Source organism: Streptomyces sp. NPDC058880 (genome assembly GCF_042742535.1).
In the GTDB taxonomy this organism is placed as follows: domain Bacteria; phylum Actinomycetota; class Actinomycetes; order Streptomycetales; family Streptomycetaceae; genus Streptomyces.
This window is the reverse complement of record NZ_JBHYMC010000016.1, coordinates 1-23,215: the sequence shown is the minus strand read 5'-3', so window position 1 is coordinate 23,215 and position 23,215 is coordinate 1. Positions and strand designations below refer to the sequence as shown.

The 23,215-nt window shown below is 73.1% G+C and carries 32 protein-coding genes; 14 read left to right on the top strand and 18 right to left on the bottom strand.

The window, feature by feature from the left end:
* Window positions 1-19: 19 nt before the first annotated feature.
* Window positions 20-1,162, bottom strand: a complete 1,143-nt coding sequence (locus tag ACFW2G_RS12395; RefSeq protein WP_384581699.1) for an alpha/beta fold hydrolase — start codon at window positions 1,160-1,162, stop codon at window positions 20-22.
* Window positions 1,163-1,255: 93 nt separating this feature from the next.
* On the opposite strand from ACFW2G_RS12395, the gene ACFW2G_RS12390 reads away from it, so the two are divergent.
* Window positions 1,256-1,468 carry an MbtH family protein gene (locus tag ACFW2G_RS12390; protein WP_037918340.1) on the top strand — a complete coding sequence of 71 codons (213 nt, stop codon included), beginning with the start codon at window positions 1,256-1,258 and terminating at the stop codon, window positions 1,466-1,468.
* Between the two features lie 61 nt (window positions 1,469-1,529).
* Window positions 1,530-3,107 carry an amidohydrolase gene (locus ACFW2G_RS12385; protein ID WP_384581701.1) on the top strand — a complete coding sequence of 526 codons (1,578 nt, stop codon included), beginning with the start codon at window positions 1,530-1,532 and terminating at the stop codon, window positions 3,105-3,107.
* A 35-nt stretch (window positions 3,108-3,142) separates the two neighbouring features.
* Here the strand turns inward: ACFW2G_RS12385 and ACFW2G_RS12380 are convergent, their stop codons facing one another.
* The gene (locus ACFW2G_RS12380; protein WP_384449250.1) at window positions 3,143-3,496 is read right to left on the bottom strand and encodes an SH3 domain-containing protein; all 354 of its coding nucleotides are present in this window, start codon (window positions 3,494-3,496) and stop codon (window positions 3,143-3,145) included.
* Between the two features lie 266 nt (window positions 3,497-3,762).
* Between ACFW2G_RS12380 and ACFW2G_RS12375 the strand changes: the two genes are divergently transcribed.
* The gene (locus ACFW2G_RS12375) at window positions 3,763-4,194 is read left to right on the top strand and encodes an SsgA family sporulation/cell division regulator (RefSeq protein ID WP_384449253.1); all 432 of its coding nucleotides are present in this window, start codon (window positions 3,763-3,765) and stop codon (window positions 4,192-4,194) included.
* A 7-nt stretch (window positions 4,195-4,201) separates the two neighbouring features.
* On the opposite strand, the gene ACFW2G_RS12370 is transcribed toward ACFW2G_RS12375, so the two are convergent.
* Window positions 4,202-4,573: a helix-turn-helix domain-containing protein gene (locus ACFW2G_RS12370; protein WP_037917051.1), complete on the bottom strand. Its 372-nt coding sequence runs from the start codon at window positions 4,571-4,573 to the stop codon at window positions 4,202-4,204.
* Window positions 4,574-4,757: 184 nt separating this feature from the next.
* Here ACFW2G_RS12370 and ACFW2G_RS12365 point away from each other — a divergent pair, with 184 nt between their 5' ends.
* Together ACFW2G_RS12365 and ACFW2G_RS12360 are read left to right on the top strand one after the other, a co-directional pair.
* On the top strand, window positions 4,758-5,699 hold the full coding sequence (locus ACFW2G_RS12365) for a SigB/SigF/SigG family RNA polymerase sigma factor (protein WP_078555930.1): 942 nt from the start codon (window positions 4,758-4,760) through the stop codon (window positions 5,697-5,699).
* Window positions 5,700-5,788: 89 nt separating this feature from the next.
* Window positions 5,789-6,895, top strand: coding sequence for a mechanosensitive ion channel family protein (locus ACFW2G_RS12360; protein WP_078555932.1), 1,107 nt, complete (start codon window positions 5,789-5,791; stop codon window positions 6,893-6,895).
* Here ACFW2G_RS12360 and ACFW2G_RS12355 read toward each other — a convergent pair.
* The 7 genes from ACFW2G_RS12355 to ACFW2G_RS12325 form a co-directional block, all read right to left on the bottom strand.
* Window positions 6,876-7,715, bottom strand: coding sequence for a class II glutamine amidotransferase (locus ACFW2G_RS12355; protein ID WP_037917053.1), 840 nt, complete (start codon window positions 7,713-7,715; stop codon window positions 6,876-6,878). The genes ACFW2G_RS12360 and ACFW2G_RS12355 overlap by 20 nt on opposite strands.
* A gap of 155 nt (window positions 7,716-7,870) precedes the next feature.
* Window positions 7,871-8,173: an EF-hand domain-containing protein gene (locus ACFW2G_RS12350; RefSeq protein WP_370466667.1), complete on the bottom strand. Its 303-nt coding sequence runs from the start codon at window positions 8,171-8,173 to the stop codon at window positions 7,871-7,873.
* Between the two features lie 103 nt (window positions 8,174-8,276).
* Window positions 8,277-8,759: a GNAT family N-acetyltransferase gene (locus ACFW2G_RS12345; protein ID WP_384449258.1), complete on the bottom strand. Its 483-nt coding sequence runs from the start codon at window positions 8,757-8,759 to the stop codon at window positions 8,277-8,279.
* 213 nt (window positions 8,760-8,972) lie between these two features.
* A complete protein-coding gene (locus tag ACFW2G_RS12340; protein ID WP_236647478.1) occupies window positions 8,973-9,482 on the bottom strand; it encodes a hypothetical protein in 510 nt (169 codons plus the stop codon).
* A gap of 205 nt (window positions 9,483-9,687) precedes the next feature.
* Complete coding sequence (locus ACFW2G_RS12335; RefSeq protein ID WP_384449261.1) at window positions 9,688-10,644, bottom strand: DMT family transporter; 957 nt, start codon at window positions 10,642-10,644, stop codon at window positions 9,688-9,690.
* Window positions 10,645-10,729: 85 nt separating this feature from the next.
* A complete protein-coding gene (locus ACFW2G_RS12330; RefSeq protein ID WP_384581703.1) occupies window positions 10,730-11,464 on the bottom strand; it encodes an ArsR/SmtB family transcription factor in 735 nt (244 codons plus the stop codon).
* A gap of 56 nt (window positions 11,465-11,520) precedes the next feature.
* Entirely contained in the window at window positions 11,521-12,045 is a 525-nt protein-coding gene (locus ACFW2G_RS12325) for a hypothetical protein (protein WP_384449266.1), read from the bottom strand.
* Window positions 12,046-12,181: 136 nt separating this feature from the next.
* On the opposite strand from ACFW2G_RS12325, the gene ACFW2G_RS12320 reads away from it, so the two are divergent.
* Both ACFW2G_RS12320 and ACFW2G_RS12315 read left to right on the top strand, forming a co-directional pair.
* Entirely contained in the window at window positions 12,182-13,051 is an 870-nt protein-coding gene (locus tag ACFW2G_RS12320) for a class I SAM-dependent methyltransferase (protein ID WP_384449269.1), read from the top strand.
* Window positions 13,052-13,127: 76 nt separating this feature from the next.
* On the top strand, window positions 13,128-13,589 hold the full coding sequence (locus ACFW2G_RS12315; protein ID WP_157840177.1) for a hypothetical protein: 462 nt from the start codon (window positions 13,128-13,130) through the stop codon (window positions 13,587-13,589).
* 211 nt (window positions 13,590-13,800) lie between these two features.
* On the opposite strand, the gene ACFW2G_RS12310 is transcribed toward ACFW2G_RS12315, so the two are convergent.
* From ACFW2G_RS12310 to ACFW2G_RS12300, 3 genes are all read right to left on the bottom strand, one after another.
* Window positions 13,801-14,673: an oxaloacetate decarboxylase gene (locus tag ACFW2G_RS12310; protein WP_037917064.1), complete on the bottom strand. Its 873-nt coding sequence runs from the start codon at window positions 14,671-14,673 to the stop codon at window positions 13,801-13,803.
* A 230-nt stretch (window positions 14,674-14,903) separates the two neighbouring features.
* On the bottom strand, window positions 14,904-15,302 hold the full coding sequence (locus ACFW2G_RS12305) for a hypothetical protein (protein ID WP_384449274.1): 399 nt from the start codon (window positions 15,300-15,302) through the stop codon (window positions 14,904-14,906).
* Window positions 15,303-15,469: 167 nt separating this feature from the next.
* Complete coding sequence (locus ACFW2G_RS12300; protein WP_384449277.1) at window positions 15,470-16,372, bottom strand: oxygenase MpaB family protein; 903 nt, start codon at window positions 16,370-16,372, stop codon at window positions 15,470-15,472.
* 102 nt (window positions 16,373-16,474) lie between these two features.
* Here ACFW2G_RS12300 and ACFW2G_RS12295 point away from each other — a divergent pair, with 102 nt between their 5' ends.
* Both ACFW2G_RS12295 and ACFW2G_RS12290 read left to right on the top strand, forming a co-directional pair.
* The gene (locus tag ACFW2G_RS12295) at window positions 16,475-16,816 is read left to right on the top strand and encodes an STAS domain-containing protein (protein WP_052030127.1); all 342 of its coding nucleotides are present in this window, start codon (window positions 16,475-16,477) and stop codon (window positions 16,814-16,816) included.
* Between the two features lie 63 nt (window positions 16,817-16,879).
* Window positions 16,880-17,335 carry a DUF5709 domain-containing protein gene (locus tag ACFW2G_RS12290; protein WP_037917071.1) on the top strand — a complete coding sequence of 152 codons (456 nt, stop codon included), beginning with the start codon at window positions 16,880-16,882 and terminating at the stop codon, window positions 17,333-17,335.
* Between the two features lie 66 nt (window positions 17,336-17,401).
* On the opposite strand, the gene ACFW2G_RS12285 is transcribed toward ACFW2G_RS12290, so the two are convergent.
* Window positions 17,402-17,959 carry a SixA phosphatase family protein gene (locus ACFW2G_RS12285; RefSeq protein ID WP_384581705.1) on the bottom strand — a complete coding sequence of 186 codons (558 nt, stop codon included), beginning with the start codon at window positions 17,957-17,959 and terminating at the stop codon, window positions 17,402-17,404.
* A gap of 120 nt (window positions 17,960-18,079) precedes the next feature.
* Between ACFW2G_RS12285 and ACFW2G_RS12280 the strand changes: the two genes are divergently transcribed.
* Window positions 18,080-18,445, top strand: coding sequence for a hypothetical protein (locus tag ACFW2G_RS12280; protein WP_037918362.1), 366 nt, complete (start codon window positions 18,080-18,082; stop codon window positions 18,443-18,445).
* A 58-nt stretch (window positions 18,446-18,503) separates the two neighbouring features.
* On the opposite strand, the gene ACFW2G_RS12275 is transcribed toward ACFW2G_RS12280, so the two are convergent.
* Window positions 18,504-18,689, bottom strand: a complete 186-nt coding sequence (locus ACFW2G_RS12275; protein WP_384449285.1) for a hypothetical protein — start codon at window positions 18,687-18,689, stop codon at window positions 18,504-18,506.
* A gap of 136 nt (window positions 18,690-18,825) precedes the next feature.
* On the opposite strand from ACFW2G_RS12275, the gene ACFW2G_RS12270 reads away from it, so the two are divergent.
* Both ACFW2G_RS12270 and ACFW2G_RS12265 read left to right on the top strand, forming a co-directional pair.
* The gene (locus tag ACFW2G_RS12270) at window positions 18,826-20,046 is read left to right on the top strand and encodes an aromatic acid exporter family protein (RefSeq protein ID WP_384449287.1); all 1,221 of its coding nucleotides are present in this window, start codon (window positions 18,826-18,828) and stop codon (window positions 20,044-20,046) included.
* Window positions 20,047-20,077: 31 nt separating this feature from the next.
* The gene (locus ACFW2G_RS12265) at window positions 20,078-20,464 is read left to right on the top strand and encodes a VOC family protein (RefSeq protein WP_384581707.1); all 387 of its coding nucleotides are present in this window, start codon (window positions 20,078-20,080) and stop codon (window positions 20,462-20,464) included.
* A gap of 23 nt (window positions 20,465-20,487) precedes the next feature.
* Here ACFW2G_RS12265 and ACFW2G_RS12260 read toward each other — a convergent pair whose 3' ends face one another.
* Both ACFW2G_RS12260 and ACFW2G_RS12255 read right to left on the bottom strand, forming a co-directional pair.
* The gene (locus ACFW2G_RS12260; protein ID WP_172671261.1) at window positions 20,488-20,643 is read right to left on the bottom strand and encodes a DUF6131 family protein; all 156 of its coding nucleotides are present in this window, start codon (window positions 20,641-20,643) and stop codon (window positions 20,488-20,490) included.
* Between the two features lie 336 nt (window positions 20,644-20,979).
* On the bottom strand, window positions 20,980-21,708 hold the full coding sequence (locus ACFW2G_RS12255) for an SDR family oxidoreductase (protein ID WP_384581709.1): 729 nt from the start codon (window positions 21,706-21,708) through the stop codon (window positions 20,980-20,982).
* A 103-nt stretch (window positions 21,709-21,811) separates the two neighbouring features.
* Between ACFW2G_RS12255 and ACFW2G_RS12250 the strand changes: the two genes are divergently transcribed.
* Both ACFW2G_RS12250 and ACFW2G_RS12245 read left to right on the top strand, forming a co-directional pair.
* Window positions 21,812-22,162 (top strand): darcynin family protein, encoded by a 351-nt coding sequence (locus tag ACFW2G_RS12250; RefSeq protein ID WP_384449294.1) that lies wholly within the window; start codon window positions 21,812-21,814, stop codon window positions 22,160-22,162.
* Complete coding sequence (locus ACFW2G_RS12245) at window positions 22,155-22,775, top strand: TetR/AcrR family transcriptional regulator (RefSeq protein ID WP_384581711.1); 621 nt, start codon at window positions 22,155-22,157, stop codon at window positions 22,773-22,775. Before ACFW2G_RS12250 ends, ACFW2G_RS12245 begins: the two co-directional genes overlap by 8 nt.
* Window positions 22,776-22,845: 70 nt before the next feature.
* Here ACFW2G_RS12245 and ACFW2G_RS12240 read toward each other — a convergent pair whose 3' ends face one another.
* Window positions 22,846-23,151: a hypothetical protein gene (locus ACFW2G_RS12240; RefSeq protein WP_384581713.1), complete on the bottom strand. Its 306-nt coding sequence runs from the start codon at window positions 23,149-23,151 to the stop codon at window positions 22,846-22,848.
* Window positions 23,152-23,215 lie beyond the last annotated feature (64 nt).

The window sequence follows — 23,215 nt, the reverse complement described above, 5'->3', positions numbered from 1 at the left end:
TGGGCACTATGACCAACGGTCAGGTACGGCGCGGGCGAACGGAGTCGACGTCCGCCGGATCGTGGTGGTGACCCAGCGCCCACGCGACGTCCCGGACCAGGGCGTGCCGCCAGGAGGCGCGGTCATGGACCGAGGGGGACCGCGACACGCGCACGGTCGCACCGGCGCGGGCGGTCAGGCCCTCCACCAGTGCGCAGTGGGGAAGCATCCGCGTCTCGTGTTCCCCGACGTCGAAGGCGACGCGCAGTCCCGACAGGTCCACGCGCTCGCGCAGGCGCGCCGCTACCGCGCCGCCGAGCGGGCCGGACAGGGGGTCCGGCAGGGCCTCGGCGCCGGGCGCCCACCACAGCGACGGGGACTGGCAGGCGATCCGGGACACCAGGTCCGGGAACTCCAGCGCCGCGTACATCGCGCTCAGCCCGCCGAGGCTCTGTCCGGCGACCACCAGGCCGTCCGGGCGGACGGGCAGGCCCGTCTGCGCGACCAGCGGCAGCAACTCGTCCCGTACCGCCTCCCACAATGCCGGCCGACATCCGAACTCGGCCTCCCGGTCCCTGGTCGGCAGGAAGACGAGGGTGACGGGCGGCATCGCGCCGGCCGTGACCGCCGCGTCGAACGCCGCCATGGCGGGATGCAGGTAGAGCCAGTCGTCCCCGTCGAGCAGCAGCACCACCGGTCCGCCGCCGCCCGCCGGGTGGACCCGTACGGTGCGCCGCCCGCCCAGGCGGGTGCTCGTCCAGCGGACCCGGGTCCGCGGAAGCGGCAGCACCTGGCCGGCGCCGGGGCCGAGGACGGGCCAGTACGGCTGGGCCGGTGCGTCCGGGGTCGCGGCGATGGACCGCTCGCCGCCCGCCCCGATCGGGTTGAGCGGGTCGGCGAAAGCCGCGCCGTCCGAGAGGAACCGGTAGGTGACCCGCAGCCGCGCGGGCATGGGGACCTCCGCGTACCAGCAGTCCGTCTCGCCCCACCGGTCCAGCGCCACCGGCTCCGACCGGCTCTCGAAGCCGATGCTCGCCGGGCAGCCGCGCCACAGGAACAGGGTCGTCCATCCGCCGTCCCGCGCAGGGACGGACGCGGGGGCCCCCGCCGCGGCCCAGAACGCCTCGCAACCCGGTTCGCCCGGCAGTCCGTAGGCGGCGAAGACGTCCTCGGTCCGGCGCATGCGGGCCTCCTTGTGGGCGGCAAGGGGAGGGGCTAGGCTCCACGCAATGAGGTGAGCCTAACCTAATCTTGACGTTCCGGGGAGGCGATGGCCGTGAGCACCAATCCCTTCGACGACGCCGAGGGTCGATTCCTCGTCCTGGTCAACGACGAGGGCCAGCATTCGCTCTGGCCGTCCTTCGCCGACGTGCCCGGCGGGTGGACGGTCGCCCTCGGCGAGGACACCCGAGAGGCGTGCCTGGACTTCGTCGAGGCGAACTGGACCGATCTGCGCCCCCGTTCCCTCGCCCGCTCGATGGACGCCTGACCTCCCCCCGCCTCCGGCATGCCGGAGGCGCCGACCGACCACGTTCCGGGGGCACCACATCATGCTCTGCGCCAGGCTGACCAACGCCCGCTTTCTCACCATGGACCCGGACCGCCCGCTCGCCCGCGAGCTCGGCATCTGGCGGGGCCGCATCGTCGGCCTGGACGAGGCCGTGGCCTCCCTGCCCGCCCGCGAGGTGATCGACCTCCAAGGCGCCACGGTGCTCCCCGGGTTCATCGACTCCCACGTGCACCTGCCCTGGACCGGATTCCGGCAGAACGCCCCCGACATGACGGGCTGCACGCGGATCGATGACGCCCTCGCCGTCGTGGCCGGGGCGGTCGCGGCCAGGAACTCGCCCGGATCCTGGGTGAGCGTCGTCGGCTACGACCAGCGGGCCCTGGGCCGCCACCTGACCGCCGCCGAGCTCGACCAGGTCAGTCAGGGGCACAAGCTGTACGTGTTGCACGACTCGGGGCACGGCTGCGTCGTCAACACCGCCGTCCTGGACCTGCTCGCCGCGGACGTCCCGCACGAGAACGGATTCCTCGTGGAGGCCGCCATGGGGGCCGCCCGCGCGCTGCGGCTTCCGTACTCCCAGGAGGAGCTGGCCGAGTCCATCGGGCGCGCGGCCCGCACCTGTCTGGCCGAGGGCGTCACCGCCTGCGCCGAGGCGGGCATCGGCGGTGCCCTCTTCGGGCACACCCCGGTCGAACTGGGCGCCTACCAACTCGCCAGGGACAAGGGACTGTTGCCGCTGCGGGTTCAGCTGATGGTCTCCGCCGACGTGCTGCGGCCGGTCGGTGCGCACGAAGCCGACGGCATCCCCAGGGCCCTCGACCTCGGCCTGCGCACCGGCTTCGGCGACGACTGGCTGTCCGTGGGGGCCCTCAAGATCTTCACTGACGGCGGGATGATGGCCCGTACCGCCGCCCTGAGCGCCCCGTACGAGGGCATGGGGCACGCGGGCGGGCTGCAGGACGATCCCGAGGTCCTCGCACGGTCCATCGTCGACGGCCACCTCGCCGGCTGGCAGCTCGCCGTGCACGCCATCGGCGACCGCGCGGCCGACGTGGCGCTGGACGCCCTGGAGCACGCCCAGCGCCTGCGACCCAGGCCCGACGCCCGGCATCGCATCGAGCACGCCGGCCTGATCCGCCCCGACCAGCTCCCGCGCTTCGCCCGGCTGGGGCTCAGCGCGGTGGTCCAGCCCCACTTCCTGCGCTGCTTCGGCGACGACTACGCGGCGATCATGGGCGAGGAGCGGGCGCCGTGGCTGTACCGCGGCCGGGGCTTCCTCGACCACGGCATCCCGCTGGTCGGCAGCTCCGACCGCCCGGTGGCGGACGGCTCCCCGCTGCGCGGCGTCCAGTTCATGGTGGAGCGTGCCTCCGGGTCGGGACGTCTGATCGGCCCGGGCGAGGGCATCACCGTCGACGAGGCCCTGTACGCCTACACGGTCGCCGGAGCCCGCGCCTGCCGCTGGGAGGACAGTGCGGGCAGCCTCGCTCCTGGCAAGCGCGCCGACCTGGTGGTGCTGGGGGACGACCCGCGGCACGTCGACGTGTCGCGGATCGGAGGCATCGAGGTGGTGGCCACGTACGTCGACGGCCGGGAGGCCGGCGAGCCGAGGCCGTGACGGGGCCGTGACGGGGCCGGTGGGCCGAGGGCGCGTCAGCAGGGGCGGACCGGCTGGTGGTTGTGGACGAAGCGGGCCGAGACCCAGCCCTTGGAGCCCTGGAGGCGGTACCACACGGGGTTGCCGTCCACCCACCCGCCGCGCGTCTGGCAGTTGAGGAGCACGCGCTGACCCGGGCGCAGCGACTTGACGATGCCCGAGTACACCGTCGGCTTCTGGCGCACGTGGAGCGGTGCGTCCGAGACCACCTCGCCGACCGGATACGCGGCCCGGGGCGCGGCCGAGTCGGGCTCAGCGGCGGTCTGCTGCTGGGCGGCCCAGCTCACGCCGCCCAACGGGCCGAGCGCCAGGCCCGCCACCAGTGCGCACAACACTACGGACTTCTTCATCTCCGGCCCCGTTCTTCGGCGCTGTCGCTTGGGGCATGCCACAACGGACCGCGGCCGGCCGAGGGTGCCCGGTACGACTATCCGCGTGGGGCCGGGCCCGTCCGGGCCGACACGTCCGCCGTTCCCTCCAATGGCCCGCACTGCTGTTTCGGATGCGGGCGGGGGAGCAGACGAGCCATGGCAGCCGGTGTCGCCGGTGCCGTTCCGGCCGGACCGATCCTCTCCCGTCCCGGCCGCCCGCCGCCCCTTTGCAGAGACGAGTCGTCATGGACCACCGGCCCCGCCGCCCCGAGCAGGAACTGACCTGGACGACCGGGATCCACCAGGTCCGGAACCGGTTGCGGTTCCCCCTCCGCGCCACGTTCCACTGGTCCGCCCGTGCCCCGCTGGACGTCGAGCTCACCTTCCACCCGGTCGGCGCCGATCCCGTGGCCTGGGTGATCGGCCGTGACCTCCTGGCCAGGGGGCTGCGCACCCTGGCGGGGACGGGGGAGGTGCGGATCCGGCCGACCGCCGGGCCCGACCGCGGGGCACACGTCCTGCTGCGGCTGGGGACGGCGCCGCCGTACGCCCTCTTCGTGCTGAACCGGGCGGGGCTCGCGTCCTGGCTGGAGAGGACGTGGGCGGCCGTCCCGGCCGGCGCGGAGGCGGATCGCCTGGACTGGGAGTTCTTCGAGGGACTGCTCGCGGACCGTTAGACCGGGGTCACCGCTGGGGCAGGACCCCGTCGTGGTCGGGTGCGCCGTCCGCGGAGCCGGTGGCGGGCGGCGGGTCCGGCGGCCCCGCGAGGAAGGCCAGGAGGCCGGAGATCTCGCGGCCCGCCTCCGCCGGGTGGCGGAAGCGCGCACCGGGGGCGATGGCGTAGCGGTTGCGGCGGCCGTCCCGCGTGCGGGTGAGGTACCCGTCCGTCTCCAGATCGGTGACGATGGCCTGCACGGTCCGCTCGGTGAGGTCGCAGCCCGCCGCGATGTCGCGCAGCCGGACACCCGGGTCGCGCGCGATGGCGATCAGGACCCGGGCGTGGTTCGTCAGGAAGGTCCAGTGGTTCCGGCGGGACCCCGTGTGCTCGTTCTCCACCCCGACATTCTTGAGTGGAGACTCGCGAAAAGCAAATCCCGAAAAGTCTTTCCGGTATAACTTGACGTGTGTACGAGCGCCCGGCAGGGTGCAGGGGAGCGGAAGGGGACTTCCGCACCGACCGAGCAACGAGCGAGCAATCGCACAACGCGCCGCAAGCACCTGTGCCCAAGGAGCGAAGACGATGACCACCACGGCCACGACCGAGGCCACGACCGGGGCCACGGCCCCGACCACGCCCCCCACCGCGGCCGCCGCCCCCGACGGCGGCGCCGTGGCCGGACCCGCGCTCAGCGGGCTGCCCGACGTGCCCTGTCCGCGGGAGCTGTCGACCTGCGACGCCCGGCAGCTGACCCGGGTGTTCTTCGAGCGCCTGCGCAGCCTCGAAGAGGGCACCCGCGAGTACCAGTACGTGCGCGGCACGCTGATCGAGATGAACATCTCACTGGTGAACTTCGCCGCACGGCCGTTCCGCGACCGCCCCGGCGGCCCCGAGAACGAGGACATCGTCCAGGTGGGCATCATCGGCCTGATCAAGGCCATCGACCGGTACGACCCCGAGCGCAACATCCAGTTCACCACGCTCGCCATGCCGTACATCACAGGTGAGATCAAGCGCCATTTCCGCGACACCACCTGGGCCGTACGGGTCCCGCGCCGGCTCCAGGAGCAGCGCCTGGTGCTGGCCAGGGCCACCGAGGAACTGACCTCGGAGACGGACCGCGCCCCCACTCCCGGGGAACTCGCCACCCACCTGGGCCTCACCGAGGACGAGGTCCGGGAGGGCCTGCTCGCCGCCAACGGCTACTCCACCCAGTCCCTCGACGCGCCCCAGCAGTCCGACACCGGCCGCACCGGGGCCGCCGCGGGCGGACAGCCCGCCCGCTCCCTGGCCGAGACCGTCGGCGGCCCCGACCCCGCCCTGGAGGCCGTCGAGGACCGGCAGGCCCTGGCACCCCTGCTCGCCGGCCTGGACGAGCGCAGTACCCGCATCCTGGAGCTGCGCTTCGGCCAGGAGATGACCCAGGCGGAGATCGGCGAGGAGGTCGGCCTCTCCCAGATGCACGTCTCCCGTCTGCTCGCCCGCACGCTGGAGAGCCTGCGCGAGGAGATGCTGCACGACTGACCCGCGGTCCGAGGACCCGGGGGCCGGGCCGGATGTTGCGTCGAGCCCGGCCGCCCCCAACCGTTCCCGAAACCGGACACCGGGGAGTCATGAACAGTTTCCTGCGACTGCTGGCCGTCCTGGGCGGCTCCGTCGTGCTCACCCTCGTACTGAGCCGCCTCACCGACATGCTGTTGCGGCGGGCCGACGCCCGCCACCCCGAGACACCGCTGTGGAACATGCTGCGCCGCTGCGGGCCCTCGGTTCGCGTGCTGCTCTTCACGGCGGTGCTGCGCGGGTCCTACCGCCAGATCGCGTGGCAGCCGCTGCGGGACCACGAGACCGCCGTGGGGCGGACCCTGACGCTCGTCCTGATCGGTGCGGGCGCCTGGTGCGTCGTCGGTGTGGCCTCGGCCGTCGTCGAATCCTCCTACGCCCGCTACGCGTTGGGCACCCGCGACCCCTCGCGGGTGCGCCGGGTCCGTACCCAGGTGACGCTCATCAGAAGGATCGTCACCGCCGTCGTCGCCGTGGTCGCGGCGGCCGCGATGCTGCTCACCTTCCCCGCCTTCCGGGCCGTGGGCACGTCCGTACTGGCATCGGCCGGCCTCATCGGCATCGTCGCGGGCGTCGCGGCACAGTCCACCCTCGGCAACGTCTTCGCCGGATTCCAGATCGCGTTCGGCGACATGGTGCGGATCGGCGACACGGTCGTCGTCGACGGTGAATGGGGCGTGGTGGAGGAGGTGACACTCACCCTGATCGCCGTGCGGACCTGGGACGAGCGCCGCATCACCATGCCCGTCTCGTACTTCACCTCGCGGCCCTTCGAGAACTGGTCGCGCGGCGGCATCCAGATGACCGGCACGGTCTTCCTGCACTGCGACCACACCGCCCCCGTCGCCCTCATGCGCGAGCAGTTGAAGGAGATCCTGGACAGCTGCGAGGCGTGGGACGGCCGTGGCTGGGGCCTCTCCGTCACCGACACCACGCCCACCACCATCGTGGTACGGGCGATCGTCACCGCCAAGGACCCGGACCGGCTGTGGACCGCCCGCTGCGAGGTACGGGAGCGACTGGTCGCCTGGCTCGCCGAGAAGCACCCCTACGCCCTGCCCCGGGTCGTCACCGCCGCCGCCGTGCCGTCGCCGCGCACCGAGTCCGGCATGCGGGCCGGCGCGGCAGCGGCCGCCGACGTCAGGCCGCCAGCGGGGTGAACGGGTACAGCCCATCCTCACCCGTCCGCACTACGCCGTAACTGCTCTCCGGGACCTCGTTCCACGCGCCGGGCAGGTCGCCGAGCGGCTCGGACACCACCAGTCGGGTCTCGTCGGAGGCCTCCTGCAGGAAGAGGATGTCGGGGTGCAGCCTGCGCAGCGTGTCCACCCGGCTGCTGTAGAACAGCGACCGGGAGGCGCCCTGGCTGGAGTAGCGGAAGGCCCACACGGCCGTTCCGTCCGTGACGGCCACGGTCATCTGCATCGGGAACTCCACGCCGTGCTCGCGGCCGACGCGCTCGACCACGCCCACCATCCTGGCGACCGCGGCCGGAGGGTCCTCTTCCAGGCCGTGGGTGAGCGCCAGGTAGAACATCAGCTCGGAGTCCGTCGTGCCCTCGATCTCCCCGTACAGCGCCGGGTCGACGAGCATGGCCAGGTCCCGCCGCATGGCGTGGAAGCCGGCGATGGCCCCGTTGTGCATCCACATCCAGCGGCCGTACCGGAACGGGTGACAGTTCGTCTGCTGCACCGCCGTACCCGTCGAGGCCCGGATGTGGGCGAAGAACACGGGGGAGGTGACGTGGTCGGCGAGTTCCCGCAGATTGCGGTTGTTCCAGGCGGGACCGACGTCCTTCATGAGGGCGGGCGTTCCGTCGCCGCCGCCGTCCGGATACCAGCCGACACCGAAGCCGTCGCCGTTGGTCGTCTCCACACCCAGCTTCGAGTGGAGGCTCTGGTCGATCAGGGAGTGGGCGGGTTTGTACAGGATGGTGTCGAGCAGCACGGGGGTTCCCGAATACGCCAGCCACCGGCACATGTGCGATCACCTGACTCGTCCGCCCCGTCCGGTCGGCCCTGCCGCGGGCCGGCCGGGGCCGTAACCGCCCGCTGGGCGCCCCGCCGCCCAGGCCATTCTCCCGCCGCCCGGCGGGCGCCGCACGCGGGACGGCCGCCCGCCGGGCGGTGCGGCGGCTACCAGCCGAAGCGGCGGTCGACCACGGCCGCGAACTCCTCGAAGCTCAGCACCCGGTCGCCGTTCTGGTCCGCCGCGTCGAACAGCGCCGAGGACGCCTCGGTGTCGCCCACACCCCAGAAGGGGATCGCCCCCTGTGCGGCGAGGGTCGGTCCCTTGGAGCGCAGCGCACCGATCACCTCGGCCCGTGTCAGGGTGCCGTCCTGGTCGAGGTCGAGGGCGTCGAACAGCCGCCGGGCCTTCTCACTCATCAGATGTCCTCTCCGCAGTGCACGCGCCGTCCGGGCCGGCGGGTCCTGCAGGAGAGGACGTGGCGGGCGCCCGGGAGGTTGCCTCCGCCGCGGCTCCGGCCGGGAACCTTCCGCGGAATCACGTGGAGCTCGCAGACGACCGGGGCGCGGGTGATCAGCCGTCCAGCCGCAGCACCAACTCGTCGATCTCCGCTCCCCGGGCGTTCGCGAAACCCCGGTCCTCGCCGACGACCTTGAAACCGCACTTCTCCAGGACACGCACCGATCCGACGTTGTCCGCCGCAGCCCTGGCCAGGAGCGGGCGTTCGGGAACCTCGGTGAGCAGCGCCCGCAGCGCCGCGGTAGCGATGCCGCGCCCCCAGTGGGGGCGATCGATGAAGTACGTGACCTCCCGCTCGCCCGGATCGCCGTACACGGCCGCGTGCCCGACCACGGCGCCGTCCACCAGTACCGTGCGGCTGACGATCTGAGGCGAGGCGAGGACGCGCCTCCAGTGTGCGTCGAAGTGCGCCCGGTCCGTCGGGTCCTGCGCGGTGAAGGCCGCCATCCGATGCGACTCGGGATCGCTCATGTGCCGGAAGAACGCGGGCAGATCGCCGGGGCGCACAGGACGCAGGGAGACATCCGTCGAAGCCATGGGTCCGACCCTAGCGGCCTGGGGGCATGGGCGGGAGCGGGCCGTGTGGTCCCGCGCCGACGAACGGCGGTCGGGCCGCCCGGGCCACCGCCGGCGCCGTGCCGGGAGGCCCGGGATTCCCCGGGATTCCCCGCCCTGCGGGCGCTCCGGCGGCCGCGTGGCCACCCTGTGCCTCGGTGCCTCGGTGCCTCGGTGCCTCGGTGCCTCGGTGGCTCAGTAGCGCAGGGCCGCGCCAGTCTGCGCGGTCACCGTGCCGGACAGCTTGTGGGTGCTGCGGGCCGTGCCCTCCCCGGTGTCCTTGCCGGCCACGTCGGAGACCGTCACCACCACCGTGTCGACGAGGTTGCCGCTTGCGTCCTTGAACTCCACCTGCACGGCAAAGGACTTCGCGCCGTCGTCGGTGTTGCGCACGGTGACCGGCACCGTCGTGTATCCGTCCGCGTCGGTCGACACGGTGCCCAGGGACACCTGGTCCTTGGCGTCGGCCCCGTTCTTGACCTCGGCGAGCTTGTCCTTCGCGACGGCGGCCGCGGACTCGGCGGCCTTCGCCGCCTCCGAGGCGGCCGAGGAGACGGCCTCGCCCGCCGACCTCACCGCGGACGCGGCACTGGAGACGGCGCCGGACGGGCTGCCGTCGCCGCCCGAGCATCCCGCGGCGCCGAGCACCGCCGCAGCCAGCACCATCCCTGCCGCCCCACGCGCCCACACGACCGTCGCCACCACGCCTCCAAGAGTGTTCCGGGGCCTTCCAGTCAACGGCCCGGCGGCCCGGATGCCCACCTGACGGGGCATCCGGGTGAGGGTCGCGGGGGCCGAGCGGCGGGCCGCGGGGTGTCCCGAGGCCCGCCGGTGCTCGCGGACCTTCGGTGGCAGGGCGGCCGGTCCCGGCCGGGATCGGTTCCCCTTCCGGCGCCGACCGTCAGGATCCTCAGCCTCGGTTGCCTCCCGCGGGAGCGAGCGGAGCGCCGTCGACAGGGTCGAGGGAGGCGGCAGCCCTCCGCGGTGCGTACCGGGAGACCGCCACACCGGCCAGGCACAGTACGCCGCCGAGGAGCGTCAGCCAGGCCGGTACCTCGGCCAGCAGGGCCCAGCTGAGCAGGACGACGAGGGCCGGGACGGCGTACGTGGTCGCCCCCAGTCGGCCGGCGGGCATACGGGCCAGGGCATAGGTCCAGGTGGTGAAGGCGAGGGCGGTGGGGACCACACCCAAATAGATCATGTTCAGGGTGGCGGAGGCCGGCGCCCGGGGGAGTTCGTCGAGCAGCTGCCCGGTGAAGGGCAGACAGGCCGCCGTCCCCGTCATGCAGCCGTACGCGGTGATCTGGAGGGGTGTGCCGAAGGAGAGGGCCGGCTTCTGGGCGACGACCCCGCTGGCGTACGCCACCGCCGCGAGCAGGCAGAGGGCGACACCGAGGACCGAGGTGGAGCCGCCGCCGGACGACATGGACAGGCCCACGACGACCGCTCCGGCGAAGGACACGGCCATGCCCGCGAGCAGCCGCGGCGGCAGCGCCTCGCCGAGCAGGCGGGCCGCCAGCAGAGCCATGAGGATGGGCCCGGTGTTCACGAGCAGGGCGGCGGTCCCGGCATCGACCAGGCGCTCGCCCCAGTTCAGCGCGACGGTGTAGCCGCAGAACCACACGATGCCGGAGATCAGGATCCCGCGCCGGGCCTCGCGGGGCGGAAGGCCCTGGCGGCGGATCAGCAGCAGGGCGCCGAGCACCAGCGAGGCGGCCAGCAGTCGGCCGAGGGCGAGGGCGCCCGGGGAGTAGGCGGCGCCCGCGCTGCGGATGGAGACGAAGGCGGAGGCCCAGGCGAACACCGTGAAGGTGACGGCGCCAGCCGTGAGGACGCCGGGCGGGATCGGAGTCGAGCGGAAGGACATGCCGCCACTCTAGGGGCGCAACATTTCGGCGTCGACCGAAATGTAAGGGTCGAGGCGGGGCGAGGGTCGGTGTACCGGATCCGGTCTACGCCCATGCCTGCCGGGTGATCCCCAACAGGTCGCCGAACGCCCGCTCACCCGCCGCGGTGACCTCCAGCGCGCGCCCCCCGCCCGGCGGCCGCACCACCCAGCCCTCCTCCAGCGACCGTGCGCACAGCCGCGCTCCCGCCAGACCGCCCAGATGGCGGCGCCGCTCCGTCCAGTCCAGGCAGGAACTCGCCGTCCGCCTGCGTCCCTCGCCGGCCAGCCGGATCCCCGCCCCGGCGCACCACAGGCGGCCGGCCTCGGTCAGCTCGAACACGCCGTCCGTGCGCAGCAGTCCGCGCTCCTCCATCGCGTCGGTCACCGCCATGCCCAGCCGGCCGGCGAAGTGGTCGTAGCAGGTTCGGGCCCGGGCCAGCGGATCCGGTGCGCCCACCACCGGCGCGGCGTGCGCGGCGTCCCGGTCCGGGACCGCGTGGGCGGCCAGCCCGTCGAGCAACCGAGCGGTCGCGGAGTCGGCGACCCGTACGTAGATGTGGCGGCCCTGCCGCTCGGTCACGCAGATCCCGGCTTCCAACAGCCGGGCCAGGTGGCCGGAGACGGTGGAGGGCGCCACCCCCGTGATCCGGGCCAGCTCGCCGGCGGTCCAGGCGCGCCCCTCCAGCAGCGTCAGGCAGATGGCGGCGCGCGTCTCGTCGGCGAGGGCGGCGGCGAAGGCCGCCACGCGGGCCGCGGGGGCGGGCGCGTCCGGGGGGAACCCGGGATGCAGCTCGTTCATGCACCCAGGATGCCCCACGATTTCGGCAGCCAGCGAACACTTCGCCGCAGCACGCCTCAGTGGCCGGCCGCGGCCTTCACCAGGGCGACGGCCAGGCCGATCGTGGCGTCGAGCCCGCCGGCCAGCACAGCGAGCGGCGCGCTGCCGCCCATGCGGACGCCGCCGTACCAGCCCCAGCCGAAGAGGGAGGCGACGCTCACGCCTGCCGAGGCATACAGGGCGGTCTGCAGGGCCATCACCCCCAGGGCGGAGGCGGCGATCAGGATGAGCGGACCGACGGCGGACAGCAGGAGGGGGCTGCTGACCCAGAGCATGTGCCGCAACTCCCCGCCGGTGGCGAGCCGGCCGTGGACCACGCGGTGCGCCTGCTGGTCGGAGACGAGGGTCGCGAGCCACAGCCCGATGGCGGCGGTCAGCACCGTGGCCGCGGTCCCGGCGGTGTCGGCGTGCTCCGACACCGCCAGACCGATCACCACGGAGATCATGGTGATGGTCGCGTACAGCCGCTCCTTCAGCCGGGCGGCGGCGGCCGCCGCCGCCTCGGCGGGTGATCCGGCGGCTGCGGCATCGGCGTGGTCCATGGCGTCAGCCTAGGACGCCGGACCCGGGGGCGCGCGTGAGCGCCCGTGCCCGGGCGTGCCCCCTGCCGCGACGGGACTCCACGGGCCACACTGGAGGCCGCGGGGCGCAACGCCCCCGTCACGAGGAGGCGGTGACATGGTGTCGGAGGACCCGGTGGACCGGCCCGCACCGTCGGTACCGCCCGAGGTGTGGCAGACGTACGGACCGGCTGACCTCAGCGCCGTTCCGGTGTTCGCCGGCGGGTTCATCAACTTCGGCTACTGGCGGTCCGTCGACCTCGGAGGGCCGCTGTCGCAGGACGACCGGATCCGCAGCGAACGGGACCTCTACCGGCACGTACTCGACGCGGTCGCCCCCGGCGGCGGCCGCGCCGTGGAGATCGGCTGCGGCCTCGGCCTCGGCTGCGCCCTCGCCCTCGACGAGTACGGACCCGCCGCGGTGACCGGGGTGGACATCCACCCCCAGCAGCTCCGCCGGGCCCGCGACGCCAACTCCCCGCTCCTCGCCGCGCGGCCGCAGCGGCTGCGCTTCGTCCTCGGAGCGGCCGAGGACCTGCCCCTGGGCGACGCGGAGTTCGACTGCCTGTACAGCGTCGAAGCGGTGCAGCACTTCCCGGACCTGACCGCCTTCGCCCACGAGGCGGCGCGCGTCCTGCGTCCCGGAGGACGGGTCGCGGTGGCCGGCTTCTTCAGCGTCGACGGCGCGCCCGCGCCCGAGGAGCGGCTCGCGGGGCTGCTGGAGACCTTCGCCAGCGGACTCGACATCGCGCGGCCCGTCTCCCACCTCGCCCGGGCCCTCGCCGGAGCCGGTTTCGCCGACGTCCGCACCGATTCGATCGGCCCGCAGGTCTGGCCCGGCTGGGACCGTTGGCTCGCCCGCCTCTGGGCCCCCGGCACCTGGCCGCGCAATTTCATGACTGCCTGGGAACAGCGGATCCTGGACTACTACCTGATCACCGCCGCCCGTCCCGGCCGCGGTCGGGCGCACCCGACGTCGAGTGGGTGACCGCGGGCGGCGGTGAGGTCACCGCCACCGGCGGCGTGTGAGCGGCCCCGGGCGCCTCTAGAGCGGCGGGGGACAGGTGAGGATCACCCACAGGGCCGCGATCGACCACGCGCAGGCGGCCGCCCCCAGCACCCGCAGGCGGCGGATCCGCCCCGGCGGGACCGGCTCCGCCCGTGGCGCGACGCGCACCGCGGGCGACGCCGTCTTCGGCGGCACCGTCTCGCGGGGGACCGTCTCGCGGGGCACCGCCTTCGGGCGGACCGGCGCGGCCGGCCGGCGGTCCACGCCCCCGGGCACCTCGATGGCGGAGTGCTGGGCCAGCCCCGCCAGGAACCGCCGGTACGCCTCACGCCGGCCTCCCCTCGGCGACGTGCGCCCGCATTCCCATGACCGCACCGTCGCCGGGGTCACCCCGAACGCCACCCCGACCTGGCGGGTCGTCAGCCCCCACTGCTCACGGAGCCGGCGCCGCTCACCGGGCTCGGGAAGCCCCGATGTGCGCCGCGCGGGGGCCCTGTCCGCAGGGCGGGAGATCTGACGAGGAAGAAACTGATCGACTGTCATACAGGTCTGACAATCAACTCATCCCGCCCGTGATGCGCTGCTCCGCCGATTCATCCGAACGGCCGCTCCCGATGCCGGTGGAACGCCGCGAGGCATCCGGGACGAACACCTCGCGGCGCATCGGGCCGGCCGGTTCGCCCGCGATCACCCACCCGGGCCGGGCGGACTGGCGAGGTTCGGGCCGCTCACGCCTTCACGCTCTCCCGGGCCACCGGCAGGGGGTGGTGGCGCGAGATGTTCTTGGTCAGCAGCCTGGTGGACTCGCCGACGCCGATCTCCTCGCCGCCGTCGGCCGCGGGCAGCCGCCCGTCGGCGAGCCGCAGTTCGGCGAGGGCGGTGTCCATCGCCTTGTGCGCGGCGAACAGGCACGGGGTGCTGTAGATGGCCATGTCGACACCGAGGTCGGTCAGTTCGGTGAGCGAGAGCCGCGGCGACTTTCCTCCGGCGATCTGGTTGAACAGCAGCGGCTTGCCGCCGACGGCCCCGCGGATCCGCTCGATCCATTCCACGCTGCGCACCCCGTCGACGAGGACGACGTCCGCGTCGGTCGCCGCCAGGGCCTGGGCGCGGTGGATGATGTCGGCTTCCTCCGTCGCGTCGGTCCGCGCGACGACGACCAGGTCCTTGCGGGTCGCCAGGACCATCTCCAGCTTCTCCAGGTACTCGGTGAGCGGGAGCACCTGCTTGCCGTCGGCGTGACCGCAGCGGCGGGGACGCTTCTGGTCCTCCAGGATGATGCCGGAGGCGCCCATCCGCTCCAGGCCTTCCACGACATGGCAGGCCACTTCGGGGTCGACGTACCCGTCGTCGATGTCGACGAGCAGGTGGTGACGGGGGAAGGCGCCGCGCAGTCGCTGGACGAAGGCCACCATGTCGGGCCAGGCGATGAACCCGATGTCGGGGAGCCCGTAGTAGGAGGCGGCGAACCCGAACCCCGAGACGAACATCCCGTCGTAGTGCGCGGCCGCCACCGAGGCGGAGTACATGTCGTACACCCCGATGAGCGGTGTGGTGCCCGGCTTCGCGATCTGTTCCCGCAGCTTGTTCCCGTAAGTCATGGTTCGGTTCCTCCGAGGAGCGCATCGGCACAGGGGAGGGCGGAGAGCCGCGCCACCAGGACTCTTTACCCAAAACGGATACTTCCTTGGGGAAGAGCGGAACTTTCGCGGATGAAGCCTTTACTCACTCCGTTGGCCCAGCCGGTTCACCACAGCACCGTCATTCGGTCTGCCGGCCCGGGACGGCTGCCGGGCCCGGCCGTGCGGCCCCGGCCCGGTCAGAGGGGGACTCAGAGGGGGAGGAAGAGCTCCGCCCGCGCGTCGTCGAGGACGAAGCCGTTGTCGAGGCGGACCCGGACCGTCCGTCGGGGCCCGTGCTCCCGGTGGGCGGTCCACGCCGGTTCGAGGGAGGCCACCTGCTCCTCCAGCTGCCGCCTGCTCGCCGGGGGCATCTGGTGGCCGAAGTCGTTCAGGAGTGCCGTGAGCCGCTCGTACTCGCGCACCTCGTGGCTCTGCTCCCGATCCCGGGGCGGGTCCACCCGTTCGACGATGCCCTGGGCACCCGACCCGAGGAAGAGCGCGCCGGCGACCGCGTCCCCGTCCGCGGGGTGGCCCTCGGCCGTCACGACCGTCCCGGCCAGCCTGAGGTCTGCCGCCAGCCGGACCCGCCGGCCTTCCTGGAGGGTCATCGGTCGTCACTTCTCCGGTGGGGACTCGTGGTGGATGGCCAACGTATCGGTGGCCGTTCCAGTTTCCCACCCAGTCTCCCACCCCGTCGGCCGCCATCGATCGTGCACGTACGCTCACCGAAGCCCCGACGAGCCGCCGCACGTGCCGGGGCCGGGACCACCCGGGATCACCCCGGCGCGGACGACCGGTCCGTGCGCGCGGGCGGCGGGGGCAGGGCCCAGCGGATCGCCCGGGTCACGGCGTGCCCGCCCGCACGGGCCGCCGCGCCGGGCACCCGTTCCGCCGCGGAACCCGAACCGGCGGTGACGGCCGCCCTCGCCCAGGACGGCAGCAGGTCCACGGCCGCCGCCGCGAGCAGCGCGTACGGCAGCCGGGCGGCCCCCGGCAGCGGCGGATCGGCCAGCAGGAAGCGGGCGGTGTCCCGGGACGCGTCCGTCGGCCTCAGGCAGGGCCGGTACCGCGCCATCCGCAGGGCGAGTTCCCGAACGTCCTGCGGCGGCCGGTCCGCGCCCAGCGCCCGAGCGACCCGCGCCGTGTCGGCGAGGTACCCGTCGCAGCCCGCCGGATCCAAGGGATGCTTGCCATAACGCTGGTGGGCTGTCAGGAAGCAGTACGCCTCGGCGGTGTGCACCCAGCCCAGCAGCTCCGGGTCGTCCGCCCGGTACGCCACACCGTCGGGCGTCCGGCCCCGGACGCGTGCGTGCACCGCCCGGACACGGTCCACCGCCGCCTCGGCGTCGGCACTGGTGCCGAAGGTGGTGACCGCCAGGAAGGTGCTGGTCCGGTGCAGGCGCCCCCAAGGATCGCCCCGGTATCCGGAGTGGGCCGCGACCGCGGCCATCGCGACCGGGTGCAGGGACTGGAGCAGCAGCGCGGCGAGACCGCCGACGAACATCGACGCGTCCGCGTGGACCCGCCGCACGGGCCGGTCCGGTGCGAACCAGCGGGGTCCGGGCGTCTGGTGGATGCGCCGCCGGTTGCGGGCTCCGTCGGGACCGGCGACGCGCAGGAACACCGCCTCGCCGGCACGCTGCCTGATCCGCCGGACGGCCATCGTGGGGCTCGCCATGTCCCCCAGTATGCGCTCGGCGCCGCTGCGCGGTCCCATGGATGCATGGACGGTTGAGAGGTGCTGGGACGGGCAGGTGCCCCATGGACGAGGAGGTACGTCATGGCTGCCGAGGACGCGCCCGTACCGGAAGCCGCCGCCGGCACCGAGTACCGCGTGGTGCGGGTGACCGGAGACATGGACCTGGAGCACGCGGGCGAGCTGCGGGAAACGCTCGCAGCCGCCCTGTCACAGGCACCGGAAGGCGCCGAGGTCATCGTGGACCTGCGGAATTCCTCCTTCTGCGACTCCGCGGGCCTCAACACGCTGCTGGAGGCCCGGCGGCAGGCCGTCCAGAGCGGACACGTCCTGCGTTTGGCGGCGCCCAGCCACCAACTGCTGCGACTGCTCGAACTCACCGGTTCGAGCGGCTCGTTCCCCCTGGACGCTTCCGTGCCCGGCTGAGCGCACCGGGGACCGGTGCGCCCCTGCCGGCGGCACGCCGGTCCCGACCGATCGGAGAACGCGATGAGCACCGCCGACGAAGCCTACGGCGACGACGTCTACCAGCCGCAGGAGACCGACGAGTCCGCCGAGGCGCAGCCCGACCTGGAGAACACCCTCGACGAACCGGGCCTCGACGACACCCTCGACACCGCGTACGTGCCGCTGGACCGCCCGCTGGCAGTCGACGAGAGGGGCACCACCGCCGCCGAAGCCCGCACGGGGGAGACGCTGGAGCAGCGCCTGGCGCGGGAGCAGCCGGAGGTCTCCGACGGGGACGAGATCTCCGATGAAGCCGGTGATGCCCTGCTGGGCGGAGCGGACCGGGCGGGCCGCCTTGCCGTGGTGGACGACTCGGCACCGCGGCGGCACATCTCCGTCCTGGCCCGTGACGTAGGAATCGACGGCGGCGCGGCATCGGCCGAGGAAGCGGCGGTCCACGTGGTCGACGAGCCGCCCTCCGAGGACCTAGACGTCTGAGCGCGCGGCCCGCAGTCGGCGGAGCTCCCCGCGGTGGGCGCCGCGACCCGATCGAGCCGGGCGCGCTCACGGGGCCGGGTCACAGCCCTGCTGGGCCGGTGCCCACAGGGCGGTCAGCCGTCCCGCGCCGGGGGCCAGCCCCGCCCAGCCGCCCTCCAGGTCCACCACCACGACGCCCGCGGTCGGGAAACCGTCCCGCAACTGCTCCAGGAGTTCCTCCGGGCCGCTCCCGCACAGGGCCGTGGCCAGCTCGTGGATGCCGGTGTTGTGGCCGACCAGGGCCAGGCAGCCGAGCCCGGCGCCACGCTCCGCCAGTACGGTGACCAGCGCGTTCGGTGCCGCGTCGTAGAGCCTGTCGTCATAGACGGCGTCCGGCGGGTCCGCAAGGGCGGGGACCAGCAGCTGCCACGTCTGGCGCGTCCTGCGCGACGGCGAGCACAGCGCCAGGTCCGGCTTGTAGCCGTGCTCCGCCAGCCAGCGGCCCGTCCGGGGCGCGTCGGCCCTGCCGCGCTCGCCCAGGCCGCGCTCGAAGTCCTCGGCGGGATCACCCTTCGGCACGGCCTTGGCATGGCGTACCAGCAGCAGTCGGCTCCCGGTCGTGCCCGGCCCGGTGTCCGAGGACATGGCGCCCTCCCTTCGGCTGGTCCGCGTACGGGACCACGCGTACGCGCGTACAGGGCCATGGTGCGGTCGGCCCGGTGCGCGCGCACCCGCACCGCGGCCCGGCGGACTACCCTGCGCAGGATGGAACGCGCAGACGTACTCAGGCGGGTGATCGGCATCCTGACCGAGGCCCAGGACATCCGCCGGGCCGCCGAAGCCGGCGAGGACCCCGACGGCCACGCCGCGGCGGCCGGCGTGGCCACACAGCTCCTGAACGAAATGCTGCCGTCGATCAGCGTGCCCGCCGACGCCACGCCGCAACAGGTGGCGACCCTGGTGGCCGAGGCACTCGGCCCGGCCCTGCACACCATGGTCTCCGGATTCAGTCTGGCGTTCACCAGTCTCGCGATCGCCCACGACGGCGGGCGGACGGACGTCTCCTCGATCGAGGTACTCCAGGAACTCGCCCTGGAGGTGGAGGCCGGAACCTACGACGAAGGCCCGTGAGAGCCGACCCGTCGGCGCCGGCCCGTCGGCGCCGCGTCCGGCCGCGCGGCGGACGCCGTCAGCCGGTGTCCTCGTCGTGCGGCCGGGACATCTTGCTCTCCTGCCGCCTGCGCAGCTCCTCCGGGGTCTTGCCGGCGACCGGCTTGCTGGCCTCGGGGTGCACCGGGTCCGGGCCGGGGTGTTCCTGCGCGTGCTCCCCACGGCCTCCGGCCTGCTGCTGACCCCTGTCCTCCGTGTCCTTCATGGCTGTCGCTCCCTCACACCTTCGCTCGACGCGGACATCGGACTTTCCCCATCTACCCCACGCGTCACCCACGACACGGACGGACTCGTCCGTTCCGGCGCGAGTCCTCCGGCGCGGCCTGGGAAGATGCGCAGTCATGTCGGAAACGATCAGCAGCATCGCCACCCGTGTCGCACGGCGCCGCCGCGAGCCGGTCGCCGTCCAGGCCCTGCGCTCCACCGCCGCGGCCGTCATCAGCTACGTCGTGGCCCTCCGCCTGAGCAGCGAGCCGAACCCGCTGACCGCCCCGCTGACGGCCCTGCTGGTCGTCCAGGTCACGCTCTACTCCACGTTGACCACCAGCATCCGCCGGGTCAACTCGGTGGTCGTCGGCGTCCTGATCGCCATCGGCTTCAGCGCGCTGGTCGGTCTCACCTGGTGGAGTCTGGGCCTGCTGATCTTGGCCTCGCTGGTGGTGGGCCACCTGGTGCGGGTCGACGAGTTCGTCCCCGAGGTCGCGATCAGCGCCATGCTCGTCCTCGGCGTCACCCAGGTGGCGGACACCGCCTGGGACCGGGTGCTGGAAACCGTCATCGGCGCGGTGGTCGGGCTGCTCGTCAACCTCCTGCTGGCGCCTCCCCTCTGGATCGGGCCGGCGGGCACCGCGATCACCGATCTGGCCGGGCGCATGAGCCGCCTGCTGCACCACCTCGGCGAGGAGCCCACGGGCCCGGGCAGGGTCGAACAGGCCGCGGCCCGGCTGCACGAGGCGCGCCGCCTCGACAACGACATCGCGCAGGTCGACGCCGCCCTGCGGCAGGCGGAGGACAGCCTCCGGCTCAATCCGCGGGTCAAGGAGGGCCTGCTCTTCCGGCTGGTGCTGCGGACCGGCCTGGACACCCTGGAGATCTGCGCGGTGGTGCTCCGCGTGGCCTGCCGGACGGTGACCGACCTCGCCAAGGTCCGCCCGGACGGCCCGCTCTTCGAGCCGGGGACCGCCGCCGCGCTGCGCGAGGTGCTGCGCCACACCGCGACCGCCGTCGAGAGCTTCGCCCAGCTGATCACCGCCCAGGTGAGTGCCAACGCGGAGGAGGCCGAGGCCCGCCTGACCGGGGAGCTGGCGGTGGCCCGCGCACACCGCGACCGGCTCGCGGACCATCTGCTGGCCTCGGCGCGTGCAGACCCCGGGCACTGGCAGTTGCGCGGAGCGCTGCTCACCGAGATCGACCGGGTTCTCGACGAGCTGGGCGTGGAGAAGCGCTCGCAGCGCCTGCTGGAGGAACTCGACCGGCACACCCGCAGTCGGCGCACCGGACCGCTGCGCAGCCGGCCGCGGGCTTGGACCCGCGGGCGCGGCCGGGCGGAGCGGCCCGGGTGACGGGGGGCGTGCGATGCGCGAAGGTGGGGGCATGGTGCACGTACTGGGCAGCAGGATCCTGCTGCGACCCACGGACCCCGAACGTTCCCGTGCGTTCTACGGTGAGACCCTCGGCCTCGCCGTGTACCGCGAGTTCGGCACGGGACCGGAGCGCGGCACGGTCTACTTCCTCGGCGACGGCTTCCTCGAGGTGTCGGGACGGGCCGACGCGCCACCCGCGCCCGGCCTGCGGCTGTGGCTCCAAGTCGCCGACGCGCAGACGGCGTACGAGGAACTGAGCAGCCGCGGTGCCGAGGTGGTGCGGCCTCCCCTGCGCGAGCCGTGGGGACTGATCGAAATGTGGATCGCGGACCCCGACGGCGTGCGGATCGCGGTCGTGGAGGTCCCGGAGGACCATCCACTGCGCCACCGCCCCTGAGCGCGGGGCCAGGAGGCCCGGCGTCAGTAGTAGTGCTTGCGGCCTCCCACGGCGTGCCCGACCGCACCCAGCAGCCAGAGCACCAAGCCGACGACGACGAGGATCACGCCGATCGTCCAGAGGATCGATATCCCCGTGACGAAGCCGATGATCAGCAGGATGACGCCCAGAACGATCATGACTACCTCCTGGTTCCCGGAGAACCGGTACGCAGGGCGTCTACCACGGTTGCGTGACCTTATGCCTGTTTCGCCCCATGCGTCGACGCTGCGTCGGAGGGCGGGTTGATCCGTGGCGGCGGCCCTCACGGCACCTCGCTGCCCGGCGTGGTGCGGGGCGCGCCGCAGGCCTCCTTCGCGCAGGGGCGGCCGCCCCGCGTCGGCGGCCGGCGGGCCGGCTGCGAACTCGGTGCGGGTGGAGCCCGGTTCGCCGCCCCGGTGTTCCACGGGGCCGCCTGGCAGTGCGCCTCGTTTGCGTGTCACGCCACACATCTGGCCACAGCAGGGGAAGGGTGGTCAGCTGTCCCGGAGGAGGCGTGCCGCGAGTGCGGGGGACAGGCGGTGAAGGGCTACCAGGGCGCGGATCTTACCCACGTGGACGACGGAGCGGTTGCGGTCGAGGCCCTCCAGTAGTTCCCTGGCGGCGTGTTCCGGGCTGATCTTGCCGCTGCCCCGGCCGGCCGTCATGGCTGTGTCCACCAGGGGCAGCATCGCCTCCACCACGCGGATACCGCGTTCGTCGTCGGCGAGCTGGTAGCGCAGGGCGGTGGTGTAGCTGCGCAGTGCGGCCTTGGTGGCGCAGTACAGGGGCGCGCTGCGCTTGGGCGTCAGGGCCAGGGCCGAGGTGATGTTCACGATGGTGCTGCCGGGCAGCATCAGTGGCAGGACCAGTGCGGTGAGCTTGACCGGGCCGGTGAGATTCGTGCCGATTTCCGTGTCCGCGTCGCGGAGCACGTCGTCGCGGTCATGCTCGGCGACTCGGTATCCGAACTGCACGGCCGCGTTGTTGACCAGCAGTCGGATGCCTCCTCGTGCGTGCAGCTCTGCCGCCAGGGAGGCGATGTCACTCTCCACCGTGAGGTCGCACCGCAGGGCTTCGATACCCGGTCTGGCGTTGGCTGCTGCCACGCGGGTCCGGTCCCGCCCACAGACGACGACCTGCTCACCATGATGTGCGAGCCGGCGCGCCAGGGCCAGTCCCACGCCCGCGGTGCCGCCAGTGATCACAGTCAGTCCTGCCGGCACGGCTGAACCTCCTTCGTCGATTTACATTACGAAGCAGTACTGTAATCTATTCCTCCGCGGTTCTCCGCGGTTCGGTGAGATCCCGTGAAGGAGAAGAAGCGTCGTGACGTACATCGTGATGAACATGCTGCGGTTCCAGCCCGCCTGGCTCCGGCTGGAGCGTGCGGAACGCGCCGCCGTCTGGGAGACGGTCAAGGCGCTGGCCGACGGCGCCGAGGGGATCAGGCTGCGCTGGTTCGACGCGGAGGCGTTCTGTGCCGAGTACAGCGACATCCTGTTCGTGGAGACCGAGGACCTCTCTGCCTACTACATGTTCTGGGAAGGGGTCCGGGACACCGACCTGTTCTCCGTGCCGTATGTGGAGGTGAGGCAGGTCGCGATGGGGATCGAGGAAGGATTCGCCGCGTACGACAGGTCCGTCGCCGCCCGCGGGCCGGTGGTGGCCGGTGGTTGAGAGGACGTCCGCGCCGGGCCGCCCGCGCAGCAGCGAAGCCTCGGGACGCATCCTGCGAGCGACTGTCGAACTGCTGGCGGAGGGTGGGGCGGCGGGCGTGTCGGTCGACGCGGTGGCCGCCCGCGCGGGCGTCTCCCGGCCCACGGTCTACCGACGGTGGAAGGATCGTACGGAGCTGATCGCGGCTGCGGTCCGGGAGGCTTTCGCCCAGGCCAACCCCGAAGCCCCCGACACCGCCGATCCCCTGGCGGATCTCGTGACCGTGCTGTCCAACACGATCCGGCTTCTCACCGGCACACCTCTGGGGCGGGTCATTACCGGACTGGTCAGTGAACTGCCCAGATCGCCGGAGCTCGCCGCCGCTCTGCGCGAGGTGGAGCGGGAGCGGCGAGAGATCCTGCACGAGGTGCTGCGACGCGCCGAGGAACAGGGGCGGCTGCGCGTGACGGGCGTGGGCCTGGCCATCGAGGTCTTGCTCGGTCCGATCTACCTCAGACTGCTCGTTACCGGCGACCCCGTCCCGTCCGATCTCGCCGCGGAACTCGCCGCGCTCGTGGTCGCTCCCAGCGATTCCGGACCACTGCCCGAAAAGGCCGCAAGAGATCGAGAGTGACGGCCGCGAACCGTGGCAAACGCGCACCGAGCCCCGGAATCGCGCATCCTCAGCCGACATCGCGCATCGACTATCGGATTCTAGGCGGGGCTCGCCGCACCAGCGCCAGGCCCGGAAGAACAGCTGGATGCGCGGCCGCCTGCCGGCCGGTTCGCGACGTGACCAGGGGGACGAATTCGACGGCAGGGTCGATGACGCGTCCGGCCTCCTCCCGCAACTCCCGGTGGACGGTGTCCACTCTGCCGTCGAGCCCGGACTCCAGCAGCCTGGCGCGCAGCGCGGGGTCCACCTGGTCGAAGGGGAGCCACTCGCCCCCCGGCGCTCCTGCGGTGTGCGGGTTCGGGGCCACGTCCTCGTCGGCGACGTGGAACACCATCCGGAAGTCCTAGAAGATCACTGAAAATCTGGGGTTCTGGCCTCGCGGGTGCTGACGCGGGGCC